Source organism: Pseudomonas sp. PS02302 (genome assembly GCF_029959585.1).
Taxonomy (GTDB): domain Bacteria; phylum Pseudomonadota; class Gammaproteobacteria; order Pseudomonadales; family Pseudomonadaceae; genus Chryseomonas; species Chryseomonas aestiva.
This window is the reverse complement of the sequence record NZ_JASCON010000099.1, coordinates 1-18,514: the sequence shown is the minus strand read 5'-3', so window position 1 is coordinate 18,514 and position 18,514 is coordinate 1. Positions and strand designations below refer to the sequence as shown.

The window sequence follows — 18,514 nt, the reverse complement described above, 5'->3', positions numbered from 1 at the left end:
GCTGCGCCTTGGAGCGGCTTCGATTCGGACTGGAGCTATCGCGGCCATGGGCCGCTCCTACAGGTGTGCCTAGAAGGTGCAGGAGCGGCCCATGGCCGCGATGACGAGGGGTTTGGCACCCTTGGGCGTCGACGATGCAGCCGTCTCAGCCCAACCTACGAGCGCGCCCTTACAGGCCCTTCTCGAAGATCTTCGAATTGCGCTGGAAGTTGTACAGCGACGCCCGTGCTGCCGGCAGACGTTCCACGCCGCTTGGCTCGAAGCCGCGTTCGCGGAACCAGTGGGCGGTCTTGGTGGTGAGCACGAACAGGGTGCCGAGGCCACGCTCGCGGGCGCGTTGTTCGATGCGTGCCAGCAGGGCGTCGCCGCGGCCGCCGTGGCGGTAGTCGGGATTGACCGCCAGGCAGGCCAGCTCGCCCGCCGCCGAGTCGGCGATGGGATAGAGCGCCGCGCAGGCGATGATCAGGCCTTCGCGTTCGACGATGCTGAATTGCTCGATCTCGCGCTCCAGCACCTCGCGGGAACGGCGCACCAGGATGCCCTGCTCTTCCAGCGGGCGGATCAGCTCCATCAGGCCACCGACGTCGGCGATGGTCGCCTCGCGCAGGGTTTCGAAGGGTTCCTGGGCCACCAGGGTGCCGCTACCGGCGCGGGTGAAGAGTTCGGTGAGCAGGGCGCCATCCTCGGCGTAGCCGACGATGTGGCAGCGGCGCACCCCGCCGCGAGTGGCCTGGGCGGCGGCGTCGAGCAGCTCGGCCTGGTAGGAGCTGCCCAGGCGCGCCAGATGGGTGGGGATCTGCTGCGGGCCGATCTCGCGGATCAGGGCGCCGTGTTCGTCCAGCAGGCCCGGTTCGGCACCGTAGAGCACCAGCTTGTCGGCGCCCAGGTCGATGGCGGCGCGCATGGCGACGTCTTCGCAGGCCAGGTTGAAGGTCTCGCCGGTGGGGGAATAGCCCAGGGGCGAGAGCAGCACGATGGTGCGCTCGTCGAGCAGGCGACCGATGCCGCGGCGGTCGATGCGACGGACTTCGCCGGTGTGGTGGAAGTCGACGCCGTCCTGCACCCCGACCGGGCGCGCGGTGACCAGGTTGCCGCTGGCGACCCGCAGCCGCGAGCCCTGCATGGGCGAGGCGGCCATGTCCATGGACAGGCGCGCCTCGATGGCACTGCGCAGGCTGCCGACGGCATCGATCACCGCTTCCAGGGTCGGGCCGTCGGTGATGCGCAGGTCGTTGTAGAAGCGCGGCTCGATGCCGCGGGCGGCCAGGCGCGATTCGATCTGCGGACGGGAGCCGTGCACCAGCACCAGGCGCACGCCCAGGCTGTGCAGCAGCACCAGGTCGTGGACGATGTTGCCGAAGTTGGGGTGGGCGACGCCATCACCGGGCAGCATGACGACGAAGGTGGCGTCGCGGTGGGCGTTGATATAGGGCGAGGCGTGGCGGAGCCAGTTGACGTAATCGTGCATCGAGACGAAGACCCTTGGTGGATAGGCGGGAGGGTGAACGAGGGCAGGCAGGGCGTTCAGCGTCGTCGCAGCACGGAGGTTCCTCGACAGGGAGCGGATGGGCAGAGAGCGTCAGTAGACCGTCTGGAGTTTACAAAAAGTCACGCCGGGCGCGCGGGTCTGTTCATCGGACGGCCGCGGCCTCGTCCAGGCAGTAGTGGCCGATCAGCTGCTGCAGCAGCCTTACGGTAGGCGCGATCCGCGCCAGCGCCAGGTGCTCCTCGGGCTGGTGCGCGCAGCTGATGTCGCCGGGACCGAGGACCAGCACCTCCTGGGTGATCGCCTGCAGATAGGGTGCCTCGGTGGCGAAAGCCACGGCGTCGGCGGTGTGGCCGGTCAGGCGCTCGGCCAGGCGCACCAGCTCGGCCTCGGCCGGCTGCTCGAAGGGCGGCACCGCGGGAAACAGCGGCTGGTAGTCGATCCGCACCCCGAAGCGTTCGGCGACCGACAGCAGCCGTCCGCGGATGGCCTGGCGCAGGGCTTCGGGCTGCATGCCCGGCAGCGGACGCAGATCGAATTCCAGGGCGCACTGGCCGCAGATGCGATTGGGGTTGTCGCCGCCATGGATGCAGCCCAGGTTGAGGGTCGGCTGGGGCACCAGGAACAGCGGATTGCGGTATTCGCGCTGCCACTGGGCGCGCAGGTCGAGCAGCTCGCCCATCACCGCCTGCATGGCGTCCAGGGCGCTGTGGCCCAGACTTGGATCGGAGGAATGGCCGCTCTGCCCGAGGATGTCGATGCGCTCCATGAGGATGCCCTTGTGCAGGCGGATCGGCCGCAGACCGGTCGGCTCGCCGATCACCGCGGCGCGGCCCAGGGGGCGGCCGGCTTCGGCCAGCACCCGGGCGCCGTCCATGGAGGATTCCTCGTCGCAGGTGGCGAGCACGATCAGCGGCTGGCGCAACTGGCGCGGATCCAGTTCGCGCACGGCTTCGAGGATCAGCGCGAAGAAGCCCTTCATGTCGCAACTGCCCAGGCCGTACCAGCGATCGTCGGCTTCGCGCAGACGCAGGGGATCGGCCTGCCAGAGCGCCGCGTCATAGGGCACGGTATCGGTATGGCCGGCCAGCACCAGACCACCCGGCCCGCTGCCCAGGGTGGCGATCAGGTTGAACTTGCCCGGGGTCACCTCCTGGGTCTCGCAGGCGAAGCCCAGGGCGCCGAACCAGTCGCTCAGGCGGGCGATGACGCCGGCGTTGGACTGGTCCAGCGCCGGCTGGGTGCAGCTCACCGAGCTTTCGGCGATGAGGGTCGAGAACAGAGCTTTCAGCGCGGGCAGGGTCATGCGGGGTCTCCTGGTCACGCCTCCATCATGGCGCCATCCGCTGCGCGATGAAACCTTCATGCGCCAGGGGGGCGGGACGGGCTAAACTAGCGCCCACGTTCTCGCCGTCCGTCGTCATGACGCGCTCGGCACGGAGCCGGACCGTTCTCTTCCGGCGCCAGGATCCTCCAATGGCCAAAGAAACCGAAATCAAGCTGCGCGCCAGTGCGGCCACCCTCGACGCCCTGCGCGCTCATCCGCTGCTGAAGAAGCGTTGCAAGGAGGGCTGGCAGCGCCACGAACTCTCCAACTGCTATTACGACACCGACACCCGCGACCTGGCCCATGCCAAGGTGGCCCTGCGCGTGCGGCGTGATGGCGAGCGCTTCATCCAGACGCTCAAGAGCCGTGGCCAGAGCCTGGCCGGGCTGTCCGAGCGCAACGAATGGGAATGGCCGCTGGCCGATGCCACCCTGGACACCGCGCTGTTCGACGACAGCTGCTGGCCGGCGGAGCTGGCCGACCTGGATCTGCGCCGTCTGCAGCCGGTGTTCGACACCGATTTCGTCCGCGACGCCGCGGAGATCGCCTGGGGCCGGGGCAAGGCCCGGACCATCATCGAGGTCGCCCTCGACCAGGGCGAGGTGCGCGCCGGCGACCAGCGCGAGGCCATTGCCGAGGTCGAGCTGGAATTGCGCCAGGGTGAACCGGCCGCGCTGCTGGAACTGGCCGAGCAGCTGGCCGCCGAACTCCCGCTGATGCCCTGCGACATCAGCAAGGCCGAACGCGGCTATCGCCTGCACGATGCCTCGAGCTACACCCTCTATCTGTCCGCGCCGGAACTGGACGCCGAGACGCCGCTGGACGAGGCCGTCGTCCGCCTCGGCTGGCACCTGCTGGCCGGCAGCCAGCGCCTGGCCGAACAGTATCGCTGGAACGGCCACTGGCGCCTGCTGGTGGACTGGGTGCACCAGCTGATCGACCTGCGCGCCCTGCTCGGCAGTCTTGGCCAGGCCGCCCCGCGGGCCACCAGTCGCGACCTGCGCCAGGCCCTCGACGAGTTGCTCGCCGACTGGCGACCGCTGGCCGCCATCGGCCAGGACGACGAGGAGGCCCGCCGCCAGGCGCCGCAGCGCTTCGCCACCGAACTGGAACAGCCGCGCTGGGGCCTGTTCTCCCTGCGCGCCGCGCGCTGGCTGCATGAGCGCGCCTGGATCCAGGGTCGCACCGGCCGTGGCGAGCGCCAGGGCGTGACCCCGCTCGGCCAGTGGCTGCCGCGCTTCCTGGCCCAGGAAGCGGCCGAATTGCCGTTGCTGCGCGCCATCACCGAACCCGAGCTGATCCAGCAGCAGCTACCGCGGCTGGAGCGGATGCAGGTCTGGCTGCACCTGGCGCGTGGCGCCCTGGACCTGCCCGAAGCCGATCGGCTGTATGGCGAGCTGGGCAAGCTGGCGCCGCTGAGCGCCCATGGCGATCTCGCCGGGGTCGCCGAACAGGCGCGCCTGGTCTATGGCCTGGCGCCCTGGAAAGCCCTGGCCTGAGCCGCCGGACGGCGGGAACGCCTGGCGCATCCGGCCGTCCATCCTGATGGCATAAGGCCGCGAGCGATTCCTTAATACAAAATCGCTATGCTGGAGGAGGCGACCAACCTGGCGGGTACGGCAGGCAGGTCGCCCCCGGTCTGGCGCCGGGTGTCACCCCGGTGCGACCACCTTTCCAAGGAGTCCAGATGTCCGCCATAGCTTCCCCTTCCGCTGATCGCTGGCTCGACCTGGGCGACATCCTGCGCGAGCTGGTCAGCCAGCAGCGGATCGATCAGCAGACCGCCGAGCAGTGCCTGCTCCTGCGCCGTGGTTCGGCCAATCCGCAGCAGCATCCGCTGGAATTCCTCGCGGCGCAGAGCGTGGACGACCTCAGTCGCCCGGGGCGCAAGCTGGACCTGGACAGCCTCACCCGCTGGCTCGCCGAGTATTCGGGTCAGCCCTTCTACCGCATCGATCCGCTCAAGGTGGACGTGGCCTCGGTCACCCCGCTGATGTCCTACGCCTTCGCCCAGCGCAACAAGATCCTCGCCGTGGCGGTGAGCCCGGACGAGGTGACGGTGGCCAGCGCCCAGCCCTTCGTGCACAGCTGGGAGAGCAACCTCACCCATGTGCTGCAGCGGCCGATCAAGCGCGTGGTGGCCAGCCCCGCGGACATCACCCGCTACACCCAGGAATTCTTTCGCCTGGCGCGCTCGGTCACCGGTGCCTCGGCGGTGGAGCAGAAGACCAGCGGCGTCGGCAACTTCGAGCAGCTGGTCAATCTCGGCGCCGCCGATGGCGAACCGGATGCCAACGATGCCCACATCGTCAATATCGTCGACTGGCTGTTCCAGTACGCCTTCCAGCAGCGCGCCAGCGACATCCACGTCGAGCCGCGCCGCGAACAGGGTGCGGTGCGCTTTCGCATCGACGGGGTGCTGCACACCGTCTACCAGTTCCCCGCCCAGGTCACCCTGGCGGTGGTCAGCCGGATCAAGAACCTCGGCCGGATGAACGTCGCCGAGAAGCGCAAGCCCCAGGACGGCCGGATCAAGACGCGCATGGCCGGCGAGAAGGAAGTCGAACTGCGCCTGTCGACCATGCCCACCGCCTTCGGCGAAAAGCTGGTGATGCGGATCTTCGACCCGGACGTGCTGCTCAAGAGCTTCGACCAGCTCGGTTTCTCCGCCGACGACCTGCGCCGCTGGGCCGGCATGACCGGTCAGCCCAACGGCATCATCCTGGTCACCGGCCCCACCGGTTCGGGCAAGACCACCACGCTGTACACCACCCTCAAGCAGCTGGCCACGCCCGAGGTGAATGTCTGCACCATCGAAGACCCCATCGAGATGGTGGAAGACGCCTTCAACCAGATGCAGGTGCAGCACAACATCGAGGTGACCTTCGCCAGCGGCGTCAGGGCGCTGATGCGGCAGGACCCGGACATCATCATGATCGGCGAGATCCGCGACCTGGAGACCGCCGAGATGGCCATCCAGGCGGCGCTGACCGGGCACCTGGTGCTCTCCACCCTGCACACCAACGACGCCCCCAGCTCGGTGAGCCGGCTGATCGAACTGGGCGTGCCCTACTACCTGATCCGCGCCACGGTGCTGGGCGTCATGGCCCAGCGCCTGGTGCGCACCCTCTGCCCGGCCTGCAAGACGTCTGTCGAGCTGGACCCGGCCACCTGGCAGGAGCTGACCAAGCCCTGGAACGCGCCGCTGCCCACTGGCGCCATGCAGCCGGCGGGTTGTCCGGAATGTCGCGACACCGGCTATCGCGGTCGTGCCGGGGTATACGAAATCCTCACCCTCTCCGATAGTCTGCGCGAACTGGTGACGGCGGATACCGACATCACCGCGCTGCGGCGGCAGGCGTTCAAGGAAGGCATGCGCAGCCTGCGGCTGTCCGGTGCGCAAAAGATTGCCGCCGGCTTCACCACCGTGGAAGAAGTCCTGCGCGTCACGCCCCAGAGCGAACGTTAGCGCCCCAGCAGCCCGCGAGCGGAACAAGGATAGCCAGCCGTGCAGACAATCGTCGTGAACCCTGCCGTGGGTGCCGAGGACGCCGAGCAGCGACGTCGCCGCCAGGAGATCCTGGCGGCCTATGGCCTGCTCGACGGCCAGCCGGAGCCGGCGCTCGACGACCTGGTGGAGTTGGCGGCCACCCTCTGCGAAACCCCTATCGCCGCGGTCAACCTGCTGGGCGAACAGCAGCAGCTGTTCGTCGCCGAACGGGGCCTGGGCGTGGCGGAAATCCCCCTGGCCCTGTCCTTCTGCCAGCACCTGCACGCCGCCCGGGAAGCACGGCAGATCGAAGACCTGAGCCAGGACCCGCGCTTCACCGACAACCCCTTGGTGATCGATCCGGCCGGGCTGAGATTCTATGCCGGGGCCCCGCTGCGAACGGCCGAGGGCGTCTTTCTCGGCACCCTCTGCGTGCTTGACTGGCAACCGCGCGAACTGAGCGCCGCGCGCCTGACCGGACTCGAACGCCTGGCGCGCCAGGTGCTGCGCCTGCTCGAGACCCGGCAACAGGTCGCGTCGCCGGCGCGGCACAGCACCCTCGACGAAACCCACTACCGCGCGCTGATGGACGTCAATCCGCAGATCATCTGGTTCGCGCGTCCCGATGGCAGCTTCGAATACGCCAATCGCTACTGGTACGAATACAGTGGCCTGAGTCCGGCCAACGTGGTCGCCGATCCCGATCTCTGGACCGCTGCCATCCATCCCCAGCAGCGTCCGCAGCTGTTGCGGCGCTGGCGCGAGGTACGCGAGCAGAGAGTCGCCGGCAGCCTCGAATTGCAGCTGCGCGATGCCGAGGGCCACTACCGCTGGTTCGAAACCCGCACCATGCCCTTCACCAACGCCAGCGGCGAGATCGAGCACTGGGTCGGCGTGGCCCAGGACATCGACAGCCGCAAGCGGGCGGAAACGGCGCTACGAGAAAGCGAGGCCTTCGCCCACCCGCTGCTCGAATCGACCCACGAAGGCTTTTGCGCCCTGGATCGCGAAGGGCGCGCCACCCTCTGCAACCGCGCCTTCCGGCAGATGCTCGGCCTATCCGAGGAGCGCGACCTCCTCGGCGAGCGCCTGGCCCCCCGCCTCAGCTCCGCCCGCAGCGAGGATGGCGCCCGCGCCCTGCAGCGCGCCGCCAGCGAAGGCTCCACCCTGCACCTGTCCGCCGACGCCCTGCTGCGCGAGGACGGCAGTCTGCTGCCGGTGGAATGGCGCGCCCAGCCGCTCTGGCGCGACGGCGAGATCCAGGGCGCCATCTGCACCTTCGTCGATCTCAGCGAACGCATCCGCAGCCATGATCGCCAGCGCTTTCTGCTCGAACTGGGCGATCTGCTGCATGGCGTGACCCACACCGGCGAAGTCGCCTCGGTGCTGGGCGACAGCCTCGGCCATCTGCTGGCCGTGCAGCGCATCGGCTATGCCCGGGTCGGTCGCGACGGCAGCCTGACCATCGACAGCGACTGGCTCGAACAGGGGCGAACCCACCGTCTCAACCTGCCCAGCCTGGGCCACTGGCACACCTCGGCGGTGGAGGAACTGCGCCGTGGCATCATCGTCAGCGTGGAAGACAGCACCCAGGACAGCCGCCTGGGCGAGATGCGCACCCAACTGGTGGACCATGGCGTTCGCGCCGGCCTGGTGGTGCCCCTGCTCGCCGAGGAGCAGCTGGTCGGTCTGCTGTTCCTCTATGCCAATACGCCGCGTCACTGGACCATCGGCGACGTGGCCCTGGTGCGCGAGGTGGCCGAGCGCATCCGCATCGTCATCGAACGCACCGCCGCGGCCGACGCCCTGCGCCTGGCCGAGCAGCGCATCGCCCTGGCCATGGACGTCGCCGACCTTGGTGTCTGGGACTATGACATCGACCGCGACCTGATCAGTTGGGATACCCGCCTCGCCCATCTGGTCGGGGCGGGCGAGCGCCGCTGCGCGATGCGCGGCGCAGCCCTGCTGCACGCCCTGCATCCGGCCGATGCGCCCCGGGTACGGGCCTATGTGACGGCCGCCATCCAGGGCGGTGGCAACGCCTATGATCTGCGGCTGACCTTTCGGGTGCGCGGTTCGCGCCAGGGCGAGTCGGTATGGCTGAGCATCCGCGGGCGTGAACGCCTGGAGCCCGGTGGGCGCCGCCGCCTGGTGGGTATCGCGCGCGACATCACCCGCGAACGCCATGACGCCGATCGCATCAGCGAGACCAATCGCCAGCTGCGGCGGCAGATCGAGGAACGCCGCGAAGCCGAAGCCCGCCAGCATGCCCTGATCGAGCTGGGCGATCGCCTGCGCGAAGGCGATCCGGAAAGCGCTGGGGTCGCCGCCGCCCTGGAACTGGTCGGCACGCGGCTGGGCCTGCGCCGGGTCGGCTATGCCCGTCTGGATGAGGGCAGCGGCGCCTTCGTCCCGCAGCAGCTGTGGACGCCCAACGGCAGCTTCGACCAGGCCCTGGCCTATCCGCTGCTCACCTCCGACCGCCTGAGCAACCAGGACGGCGCAGCGCCCCTGGTCATCGATGATGTCAGCCAGGACCCGCGCGCCCAGGCCAATGCCCAGCGCCTGCTCGATCTGGAGATCGCGGCGCTGGTCGATATCCCGCTCTACGAGGATGGCCGCCTGCGCGCGCTCTTCGTCGCCCATGACCAGCGCGCCCGGCTGTGGACGGAAGGTGAGGTGCAATTCCTGCGCGATGTCACCGACCGGCTCTGGTCGGCCATCTGCCGGCAGCGCTCCCAGGACGCCCAGCGCGAGAGCGAGGGCCGCTTCCGGCTCATGGCCGACAGCGCTCCGGTGCTGATCTGGGCCTGCGATGCCGACGGCCAGCTGCAATTCGTCAACCAGCGCTTCGCCAGCGAATTCGATCTGCACGACGCCGATCTGCACGACCAGGGCTGGAGCGCCCTGCTCCCGGACAGCGAATGCCCGGCCTTCGAAGGTGCCTTCAAGCAGGCCGTCGCCACCCACAGCGCCCTGCGCGCCGAGGTGCGGGTGCGCAATGCCCAGGGCGAATGGCGCTGGCTGCGCTTGGAGGGCACCCCGCGCCTGGAGCTCGATGGCGAATTCCACGGTCTGGTGGGCTGTGGCGTGGACGTCACCGAGGCGCGCCAGACCACCGACCAGCTGGAACAGCGCATCGCCGAGCGGACCCAGGAACTGGGACGCAGCCACGCGCGGCTGATCGCCGAAATCTACGAGCGTGAGCGCACCGAGGAAGCCCTGCGCCAGTCGCAGAAGATGGAAGCCATCGGCCAGCTCACCGGCGGCATCGCTCATGACTTCAACAACATGCTCACCGGCATCGTCGGCGCCCTCGACCTGATCCGCCTGCGCATCGCCAACGGCCGCACCCAGGACCTGGACCGCTACATCAATGCCGCGGTCAATTCGGCCGACCGCGCCGCCGCCCTCACCCATCGCCTGCTGGCCTTCGCCCGCCGCCAGACCCTGGATCCGCAGCCGGTGGACGTGCACCAGCTGGTCGCTTCGCTGCAGGATCTGCTGGTGCGCACCGTGGGCGAAAACGTCGCCCTGCGCCTGGATCTCGCACCGGTCGCCTGGCTCGCCTACAGCGATACCCACCAGCTCGAAAATGCCCTGCTCAATCTGGTCATCAATGGCCGCGACGCCATGCCCGCCGGTGGCGAGCTGTGCATCGCCACCGCCAACCTCAGCCTGGACGCCGAGGCGGCCGCGCGCGAATCCCTGACTCCGGGCGACTATGTCCGGCTGAGCGTGGCCGACACCGGTACCGGCATGCCACCGGAGGTCAAGGCCAAGGCCTTCGAGCCCTTCTTCACCACCAAGCCGGCCGGCCAGGGCACGGGGCTCGGCCTGTCGATGATCTACGGCTTCGTCAAGCAGTCCGGCGGCACCGCGCGCATCGATACCGAACAGGGCCAGGGCACCACCATCAGTCTCTATCTGCCGCGCCACCCCGAGGTGGCGGCGGCCAGCACCGATCAGCCGACGCTCAAGGTCGCGCCCCGCGCCGAAGCCGGCCAGACCGTGCTGGTGGTGGAAGACGAATACGCCGTGCGCATGATCGTGCTGGAGGTGCTCGCCGAACTGGGCTACACCGCCCTGGAGGCCAGCGATGCCGACGGCGCCCTGCCGATCATCGAGAGCGATCAGCGCCTGGACCTGCTCATCAGCGATGTCGGCCTGCCCGGCATGAACGGTCGCCAGCTCGCCGAGATCGCCCGTGGCCGACGGCCCGAGCTCAAGGTGCTGTTCATCACCGGCTATGCCAAGAACGCCAAGGTGCGCGGCGAATTCCTCGGTGAGAACATGGATATGCTGATCAAGCCGTTCGACATTGATGCCCTGGCCGAACGCATCCACAGCATGATCCAGCGCTAGGCTGATGCAGAGTTCTGGAACTCAGCGGACGTCTGAGCTCTCTATAGGAGACCTCAAGAAGGAGATCTCATCCATGCGCCTGAAGAAGCTTGCTCTGGTTTCCCTGATCGGTCTGCCGCTGCTGGCCGCGACCACTGCCGCCAATGCGGATGCGCGGTTCTGGCGGCATGCCGCGACCCTGGGGGCAACCTCCGGCTCGTTCTATACCACCAGCCGTGACGACCACAAGATCGTCGCCGCCACCCAGGACGACGCCAGCTCCTACCTGGCCAGCAACGGCCAGATCCGCGGCCCGTACCTGGAAGCCGCGCTGCGCGACATGCGCGCCGCCGAGCCGGGCCTGCAGGCCAGCGACAACGACCTCGCCATGCGTATCCTGACCCAGTAAGGGCAGGCAAAAAAAGAACCCCGCCGGTCATGCTGCGCGGGGTTCTTCTTTATCCGGGCTCAGGACGGCGAACGGCGCCTCAGCTTTCGCTGGCCGCGCGATAGCCGTCGGCGTCGAGCAGCTTGTCCAGTTCGGCCGCATCCTGCGGCTTGAGCTTGAAGAACCAGGCGCCATAGGGCTCGCCATTGACCTGCTCGGGCGCGTCGGCCAGGGCCTCGTTGACGGCGATCACCTCACCGCCTACCGGGGCATAGATGTCCGAGGCCGCCTTGACCGACTCCACCACCCCGGCCTGGTCACCGGCGGCGAGGGTCTTGCCGACTTCCGGCAGTTCAATGAAGACCACATCGCCCAGGGCCTCCTGGGCGTGGTCGGAAATGCCGACGGTCACGCTACCGTCGGCCTCCAGGCGGGCCCATTCGTGGCTGGCGGCATAACGCAGGTCGGCGGGAATCTGGCTCATGAGAGGTCCTCGGGGCTGGCACGGTTAAAAAGGCAAGGGTAGCCTGCCGACCCCGGGGACCGCCATCGCCGGCAGGGCTTAATTGGGGCCGATGCTCGCGCAACTGCGGTTGTCGACGTACTTCTTCAGGGTGGCCCACTGGGGTCGATCCACACCGTTGATGGGTTCCACCGCCAGATTGTAGTTGCCCCAGCCCGGACCGGCGGCCCAGTAGCTGGCCGGAATGCAGTGCTGCTTGAGGTAGGCCAGCATGTTGTCCATGGCCACCAGCCAGCGCGGATCGTCGTCCGGCACGCCGAATTCACCGATGTAGCCCTGCTTGCCGTTCTTCTTCAGCCAGTCGACGAAGGGCTTGACGCGATTCACCCCGACCATGGGGTCGAAACCGCTCATGTCCTTGCTGGCGTACTGGCCGCCGCCGTCATTGTCGAAGTAGACGTGGGCGGAAAAGATCAGCTTGTTGGCCGGGTCCTTGAGCGCCAGCAGGGGGTCGTTCCACTGCGGCCAGCGGGCGGCGCTGGACCAGCCGTTGCCCTCGACGATGATGGGATGGACGCTGTCCACGGTACGGATGCCGTTGATGCCGTGCTGGGCGGCGATCGGCCAGAAGGCCACGGCATCGTGGGGCTCGTTCATGATGTCGTAGCCAAAGAGCGCCGGATGCTTGCCGAAGCGGAAAGCCAGGCGATAGGTCACGTCCCAGTAGTTGAAATAGCTGACCTTGCCGGCGCCGATGACCTCGCCGCGATAGCGCGCATAGTTGTGCAGATCGAGGATCACCTTGACGCCGTATTTCTGGGCGTAGTTGAGCGTCTGGGTGACCAGGGCGCCATAGTCCGGATCCAGCGTGGCATTCAGCCTGGGCTGGATGCGCTCCCAGATGATCGGAAAGCGCACCAGCTTGATGCCCTTGGCGCTCCAGTCCTTGAAGTGCTGTTCGCTGGGGAAGATGTAGTTGCGGTTGTTGAGACCGGGCAGCACCTGGCTGGCGAAGCCGGCACCGGAAAAGTTGAGACCGACCAGCTCGACCGCCTGGGCCGAGCCAAAGAGCGCGCTGCTCAGGGCCAGGGTACCGGCCAGCCGCAGGGAAAACTGGCGCAAGCGCCGGGTAAGGGATTGCATGACTGCACCTGTGAAAGAGAAAGACTCCCCGCCCCCGCAAGCTAGCGGGTTCTGGCGTAGGCGAGCTCAGGCGGCCGCGTCCTGTTGCGGCGCCACTGGGTGCGACTTCGTCGTCATTGTTGGGGCAGCTATCGGCGTCCCCGCCGCCAGCTTTAGTGATTTTTTTCCTGAAAAAACAGCCAGTTACGCTTTAATTCGCGTCAGATAGCCGCCACTTTTCCATAGGCGCCAGCGCAGTCAGGCTAACGCCTTGAATCGACAGGACTTTCTGTATCCATAAAAGGACGAGTGAGGAACCGCGGCACGCAAAAAGACCGATAGACCAAAAGGAGTCATTTCCAAAACCGTTCGTAACGAGCCTGCCGGCTGTGCTCCAGAACCGGACCCGGAACGTTCCCCGGACGCCGCGCTCTATCCTGCGAGCCCTTCGCGAGAGCCCTGCCATGCCCCTGAACGCGCGCCCGCCCCTGCGTACCCTGGCCGTGACCCTGACTGCCGTGACCCTCCTTGGCTGTGGCGAGACCGCGCGACTGCAGCGCGAAGCCGGATATGGCCCGACCCCGACCCTGCCGGAGCCCCACAAGACCCTGCTGCCGACCATCAACGTGGCGCCGGCGATCGGTTGGCCCGAGGGCGGCAAGCCCATCGCCGCGCCCGGCACCCAGGTCCAGGCCTTCGCCCGCGGGCTGGACCATCCGCGCTGGCTCTATGTGCTGCCCAATGGCGATGTGCTGGTGGCGGAAAGCAATGCGCCCGGGCGCGATGATTTTCCCGGCATCAAGAACTGGATCGCCGGCCTGTTCATGAATAAGGCCGGCGCCGGGGTACCCAGCGCCGACCGCATCACCCTGCTGCGCGATGCCGACGGCGATGGCGTCGCCGAGACCCGCAGCGTCTTCGCCGAGCACCTGCATTCGCCCTTCGGCATGGCGCTGGTGGGCGAGGACTTCTATGTCGCCAACGCCGACGCCCTGGTGCGCTTCACCTACCGCCCCGGGGCGACTCACCTGGAAGGCCCGCCGGTGACGGTCACCGACCTGCCGGCCGGCATCAATCACCACTGGACCAAGAACGTCATCGCCAGTCGCGACGGCAGGAAGCTCTATCTCACCGTGGGCTCCAACAGCAACGTCGGCGAAAACGGTCTGGACATCGAGCAAGGCCGCGCCGCCATCTGGGAGCTGGACCGCGCCAGTGGCCAGAAGCGCCTGTTCGCCACCGGCCTGCGCAATCCCAATGGCCTGGACTGGGATCCCACCACCGGCAAGCTGTGGACGGTGGTCAACGAGCGCGACGAGATCGGCAGCGACCTGGTGCCGGACTACGCCACCTCGGTGCAGGACGGCGGCTTCTATGGTTGGCCCTACAGCTACTGGGGCAAGACCATGGACAGCCGGGTGCAACCGCCCCGTCCGGATCTGGTGGCCAAGGCGCTGACTCCCGACTATGCCCTGGGCACCCATACCGCCTCTCTGGGCCTCGCCTTCGCCAGCGCCGGCAGCCAGTTGCCGACGGCCTTCCGCCAGGGATTGTTCGTCGGCCAGCACGGCTCCTGGAATCGCGATCCCAAGAGCGGCTACAAGGTCATCTTCGTACCCTTCCAGGACGGCAAGCCCAGCGGCCCGCCGCGGGACCTGCTGACCGGTTTCCTCAATGACAAGGAGGAAGCCCAGGGGCGACCGGTCGGGGTGATCAACGACGGTCGTGGCGGCCTGCTGGTGGCCGACGACGTCGGCAATACGATCTGGCGGGTCAGCGCCCAGCGCCCCTGAGCGTTGTTAATCCACCCTTAAGCGCCTTGGCCTAGGCTGGAGGCTGACCATCCTGGAGGTGGTCACCGCTCTTGCCGAGGCCGGCCCGGAGCGGTACAACCGCTCAACCGCCTGGGAAAATCCGATGAGAATACTGCTGGCCGAAGACGACATGCTGCTGGGCGACGGCATCCGCGCCGGCCTGGCCCTGGAAGGCGATACCGTCGACTGGGTGACCGATGGCCAGGCCGCCCAGGCAGCGCTGGAAACCGATCCCTTCGATCTGGTGGTGCTCGACATCGGCCTGCCCCGTCGCTCGGGACTCGAGGTCCTGGCCGCCCTGCGCAAGCGCGGCGACGCTACCCCGGTGCTGATCCTCACCGCCCGCGACAAGGTCACCGACCGGGTCACCGGCCTGGACACCGGCGCCGACGACTACCTGACCAAGCCCTTCGATCTGGACGAACTGCTCGCCCGGGTGCGCGCCCTTACCCGGCGCAGTGCCGGCCGGGCGCTGCCGCAACTGGAACACAACGACCTGCGGGTCGATCCGGCCACCCACCGGGTGACCCTGGCCGGTCAGCCGGTCGAACTGGCACCGCGCGAGTACGCCCTGCTGCGCCTGCTGCTGGAAAACATGGGCAAGGTGCTCTCGCGCAATCGCCTGGAACAGGCGCTCTATGGCTGGGACGGCGACGTCGAGAGCAACGCCATCGAGGTCCATATCCATCACCTCAGGCGCAAGCTCGGCACCAGCCTGATCCGCACCGTGCGCGGCATCGGTTACGGCATCGACCAGCCCGACCGGCCGGCCCCATGACCGACGGCCCGGCCGTCTCGCTACGGCGGCGCCTGCTGACGCTGCTGCTGTGCGGCATCTTCGCCTGCTGGCTGATCGCTGCGCTGGTGACCTACCAGCTGGTGCTGCGCCAGGTGAATCGCCTGGCGGACGAGGACATGCTCGACTTCGGCTCGGCGGCCCTGCACCTGGCCACCCTGAGCGAGGGGGGCGACCACAGCCTGCCGCCCGCGGCGCGCGCCCTGGAACGCAGCCGCACGGCCATCGCCGACCTGCCGCTGTTCAAGCGCCGCAACGCCCTGGGCTATCTGCTGCAGGCCGGTGACCAGCGCCTCGGTACCCCCGCGCCGCCCGCCGGCCTGGCCGACCAGCCACCCGGCTTCAGCAGTCTGCTGGCCGAAGGACAGCACTGGCGCGTGCTGCGCCTGAGCAGCGGCGACGGGCGCATCTGGATCTACGAGAACCTGGCCGATCGCCGCGGTGCCACCAACCTGCTGCTGCTCGGCTCGCTGTTTCCCCTGGCACTGGCCCTGCCGGTGCTGGCCGCACTCATCTGGTTCGGCGTTACCCGCGGTCTCGACCCCCTGCGTCAGCTGGCCGCGCAGATCAAGCAGCGTTCCGCCCAGCGCCTGGAGCCCCTGGCACTGAATCGAGTCCCGCTGGAAGCCGCGGTCCTGGTCGAGGAGATCAACGCCCTGCTGCAGCGCCTGGACGGCGCCCTGGAAGCCGAGCGGCGCCTGACCAGCGACGCCGCCCACGAGATCCGTACGCCCCTCGCCAGCTTGCTGACCCACACCCAGGTCGCCCTGAGGTCCAGCGATCCCCAGGCCCACGCCCGCGGCCTGGTGCAGGTGCGCCGCAGCGCCGAACGCATCAGCCAGCTGATGGAGCAGATCCTGCTCCTGGCCCGCCTGGACAGTGGTGCCCTGCAGGAGCAGTTCGTCCCAGTCCATCTCGGCCGGCTGGCGGCGGATACCCTGTCGGAACTCGCGCCCCTGGCCATCGAGAAGAACATCGACCTGGTGCTGGAGGATCAGGAGGTCAAGTTGTCCGGCATTCCCACCTGGCTGAGCGTGCTGCTCACCAACCTGGTGGGCAACGCCATCCGCTACACCCCCAGCGGGGGCCAGGTGCTGGTGCGGGTCGTCGAGGACGTGCCCGGCCGGGTACGCATCAATGTCTGCGACAGCGGCCCCGGGGTCAGTCCGGAAGAGCGAGCGGTGATCTTTACCCGTTTCTACCGCAGCGAGAGTGCCGGCCAGAACGTCGGCAGCGGCCTGGGCCTGCCCATCGTCAAACGTATCGTCGAAATCCATGGCGGCAACCTGCACCTGGGCGAAGGCCTGCAAGGACGCGGGCTGGGGGTGTACGTCGAGCTGCCCGGCCTGGCCTGATCCGGCCACCTACGACCAAGGCCATCTTTTATCCGGGCCGGCCTAGGGCTTACAGTGCAGGGATTCGCCACACGCGAATGCAGTCCTGCATTCTGGAGAGCCCGGCCCATGTCCATGATCCTGTACCACACTCCCGCCTCGCCCTTCGGTCGCAAAGTCGTGGTGATGCTCCACGAGACGGACCTGATCGAGCAGGTGGAAGTGGAAATCGTCCAGCAGACGCCGCTCAACCCCAATCGCGATGTCCTCGATACCAACCCGGCCGGCAAGATCCCTGCCCTGCGCCTGGCCGATGGCACCTGCCTGCACGACAGTCGCGTCATCCTCGACTACCTGGACACCCTGCACGAGCGCACCCCGCTGATACCGCGCCAGGGTCCGGAGCGCTGGCGCCGCCTGACCCTGGCGTCGTTGTGCGACGCCATGATGGAAGCCGCGGTGCAGATCCGCTACGAGAGCTTCATGCGCCCGCCGGGCATGCAGTGGAAGCTCTGGCTGGACAACCAGCAGGAAAAGATCGCCCGGGCGCTGGACTACTTCGAGCGCGAGGCCATCGCCGAGCTGGACGGCGAATTCGACGTCGCCAGCCTGGGCATGGCCTGCCTGCTGGGCTATCTGGACTTCCGCATCCCCACCTTCGCCTGGCGCAGCGACTGCCCGCGCATCGCCGCCTGGTACGCCCGTACCGGCGAGCGTCCCTCGCTGCAGACGACCCGCCCCTGAATCGGCGCTAGGCCTGCTGCCAGAGCCGCTCCAGATTGCGAAAACCCCACTCCTCCGGATCCTCCCGCCGCACGATGCGCTCATCGGCGGGCGGCCGGGCGAGATCCAGCAGCCGCTGCGGCAGCGGGGTGCGCGAGCGGGCGGAAAAGAACACCCGCACCTGCGGGGTCAGCAGGCTGTCCGGGTGCTGCTCGACCACCACCGCCAGCTGCTCGTTGCTCAGCCGTACCAGGGAGCCGATCGGATAGATGCCCAGCGTCCTGACGAAGGCCTGGAACACCCGCGGATCGAAATGCCCCTTCCACTCCGCCATGCGCCGGATCGCTTCGGCGGGACTCCAGGCGGTCTTGTAGGGCCGGGTCGAGGAGATGGCGTCGTAGACGTCGCAGACCGCGGCGATGCGCGACAGCAGACTGATCTGGGTACCGGCCAGCCCCTGGGGATAGCCGCTGCCATCGAATTTCTCATGATGGTGCAGGCAGACGTCGACGACCTCCGCGGGCGCGCCCCACTGCCGCAGCAGGACGACGCCCTCTGCGGGGTGCCGCTGCATCACGGCGAATTCCGCCTCGGTCAGCTTGCCCGGCTTGTTGAGCACCTCGAGGGGTGTACGCATCTTGCCCACGTCATGCAGCAGGCCGGCCTGGCCGGCCAGTTGCACCTGGTCCGCCGGCAGCTCCATCTGCCGTGCCACCGCCGTCATGAGGGCGCAGACCGACACCGAATGGATGTAGGTATACTCGTCGGCCGTGCGCAGCCGCGTCAGGCTGATCAGCGCCGTGGGATGCCGCAGCACCGACGCCGAGATCTGCTCGACCACGGTCGCCACCTCGCTCAGCTCGATGGCCTGACCCAGGCGTACGTCCTGGAACAGCCGCGCCACCTCCTGCTTGGCGTGGGCGCTCACGGCGGAAGCCTGGGCCATTTCCTGCGGACAGCTCAGGACGGCACCCGGCGTGGTGCCGGCAACCGGGACCGAAGCGGCAACGGCTGGCACCTCGCGGGCAAGGCCCGGCGCGGCGACGGATTCAGGGAGCGGCACCGGATCCACCGCGGGCGGGCACTCGGCCTGCGGCGGGCAATCCAGTCCCTTGGCGATATCGATCCACACCGCGGTCACGGCGCTGTCCTGGATCTTCTGCAGGTCGCGGGGGGGCGGGGGGCCGCCCGCCGCCCGCCCCGCCCGCTGGGGGGGGCCCCCGCCGG

General features: G+C 68.3%; 13 protein-coding genes. 8 read left to right on the top strand and 5 right to left on the bottom strand.

What is annotated here, in order from left to right; translation table 11 throughout:
• Positions 1–169 precede the first annotated feature (169 nt).
• Positions 170–1,468: an amino-acid N-acetyltransferase gene (gene argA / locus QMX82_RS23085; RefSeq protein ID WP_133860543.1), complete on the bottom strand. Its 1,299-nt coding sequence runs from the start codon at positions 1,466–1,468 to the stop codon at positions 170–172.
• Positions 1,469–1,631: 163 nt separating this feature from the next.
• Positions 1,632–2,792, bottom strand: a complete 1,161-nt coding sequence (argE, locus tag QMX82_RS23080; RefSeq protein ID WP_282287911.1) for an acetylornithine deacetylase — start codon at positions 2,790–2,792, stop codon at positions 1,632–1,634.
• Between the two features lie 170 nt (positions 2,793–2,962).
• Here argE and QMX82_RS23075 point away from each other — a divergent pair, with 170 nt between their 5' ends.
• From QMX82_RS23075 to QMX82_RS23060, 4 genes are all read left to right on the top strand, one after another.
• The gene (locus QMX82_RS23075; RefSeq protein ID WP_208693092.1) at positions 2,963–4,312 is read left to right on the top strand and encodes a CYTH domain-containing protein; all 1,350 of its coding nucleotides are present in this window, start codon (positions 2,963–2,965) and stop codon (positions 4,310–4,312) included.
• A gap of 188 nt (positions 4,313–4,500) precedes the next feature.
• Complete coding sequence (locus QMX82_RS23070; protein ID WP_282287910.1) at positions 4,501–6,282, top strand: GspE/PulE family protein; 1,782 nt, start codon at positions 4,501–4,503, stop codon at positions 6,280–6,282.
• Between the two features lie 39 nt (positions 6,283–6,321).
• Complete coding sequence (locus QMX82_RS23065; protein ID WP_282287908.1) at positions 6,322–10,668, top strand: PAS domain S-box protein; 4,347 nt, start codon at positions 6,322–6,324, stop codon at positions 10,666–10,668.
• A gap of 73 nt (positions 10,669–10,741) precedes the next feature.
• Entirely contained in the window at positions 10,742–11,056 is a 315-nt protein-coding gene (locus QMX82_RS23060) for a DUF2388 domain-containing protein (protein ID WP_017639490.1), read from the top strand.
• Between the two features lie 79 nt (positions 11,057–11,135).
• On the opposite strand, the gene gcvH is transcribed toward QMX82_RS23060, so the two are convergent.
• Together gcvH and QMX82_RS23050 are read right to left on the bottom strand one after the other, a co-directional pair.
• Positions 11,136–11,519 (bottom strand): glycine cleavage system protein GcvH, encoded by a 384-nt coding sequence (gene gcvH, locus QMX82_RS23055; RefSeq protein ID WP_007161270.1) that lies wholly within the window; start codon positions 11,517–11,519, stop codon positions 11,136–11,138.
• A gap of 78 nt (positions 11,520–11,597) precedes the next feature.
• On the bottom strand, positions 11,598–12,641 hold the full coding sequence (locus tag QMX82_RS23050) for a glycoside hydrolase family 5 protein (RefSeq protein WP_282287903.1): 1,044 nt from the start codon (positions 12,639–12,641) through the stop codon (positions 11,598–11,600).
• A 443-nt stretch (positions 12,642–13,084) separates the two neighbouring features.
• Between QMX82_RS23050 and QMX82_RS23045 the strand changes: the two genes are divergently transcribed.
• The 4 genes from QMX82_RS23045 (at position 13,085) to QMX82_RS23030 (ending at position 17,308) form a co-directional block, all read left to right on the top strand.
• Positions 13,085–14,413 carry a PQQ-dependent sugar dehydrogenase gene (locus QMX82_RS23045; protein ID WP_282287901.1) on the top strand — a complete coding sequence of 443 codons (1,329 nt, stop codon included), beginning with the start codon at positions 13,085–13,087 and terminating at the stop codon, positions 14,411–14,413.
• A gap of 124 nt (positions 14,414–14,537) precedes the next feature.
• Positions 14,538–15,212 carry a response regulator gene (locus tag QMX82_RS23040; RefSeq protein ID WP_208693096.1) on the top strand — a complete coding sequence of 225 codons (675 nt, stop codon included), beginning with the start codon at positions 14,538–14,540 and terminating at the stop codon, positions 15,210–15,212.
• Entirely contained in the window at positions 15,209–16,585 is a 1,377-nt protein-coding gene (locus QMX82_RS23035) for a sensor histidine kinase (protein WP_208693097.1), read from the top strand. Before QMX82_RS23040 ends, QMX82_RS23035 begins: the two co-directional genes overlap by 4 nt.
• Before the next feature lie 108 nt (positions 16,586–16,693).
• Complete coding sequence (locus QMX82_RS23030; protein WP_208693098.1) at positions 16,694–17,308, top strand: glutathione S-transferase family protein; 615 nt, start codon at positions 16,694–16,696, stop codon at positions 17,306–17,308.
• A 7-nt stretch (positions 17,309–17,315) separates the two neighbouring features.
• Here the strand turns inward: QMX82_RS23030 and QMX82_RS23025 are convergent.
• On the bottom strand, positions 17,316–18,514 hold a 1,199-nt coding region (locus QMX82_RS23025), incomplete at its 5' end, for an HD-GYP domain-containing protein (protein ID WP_282287897.1).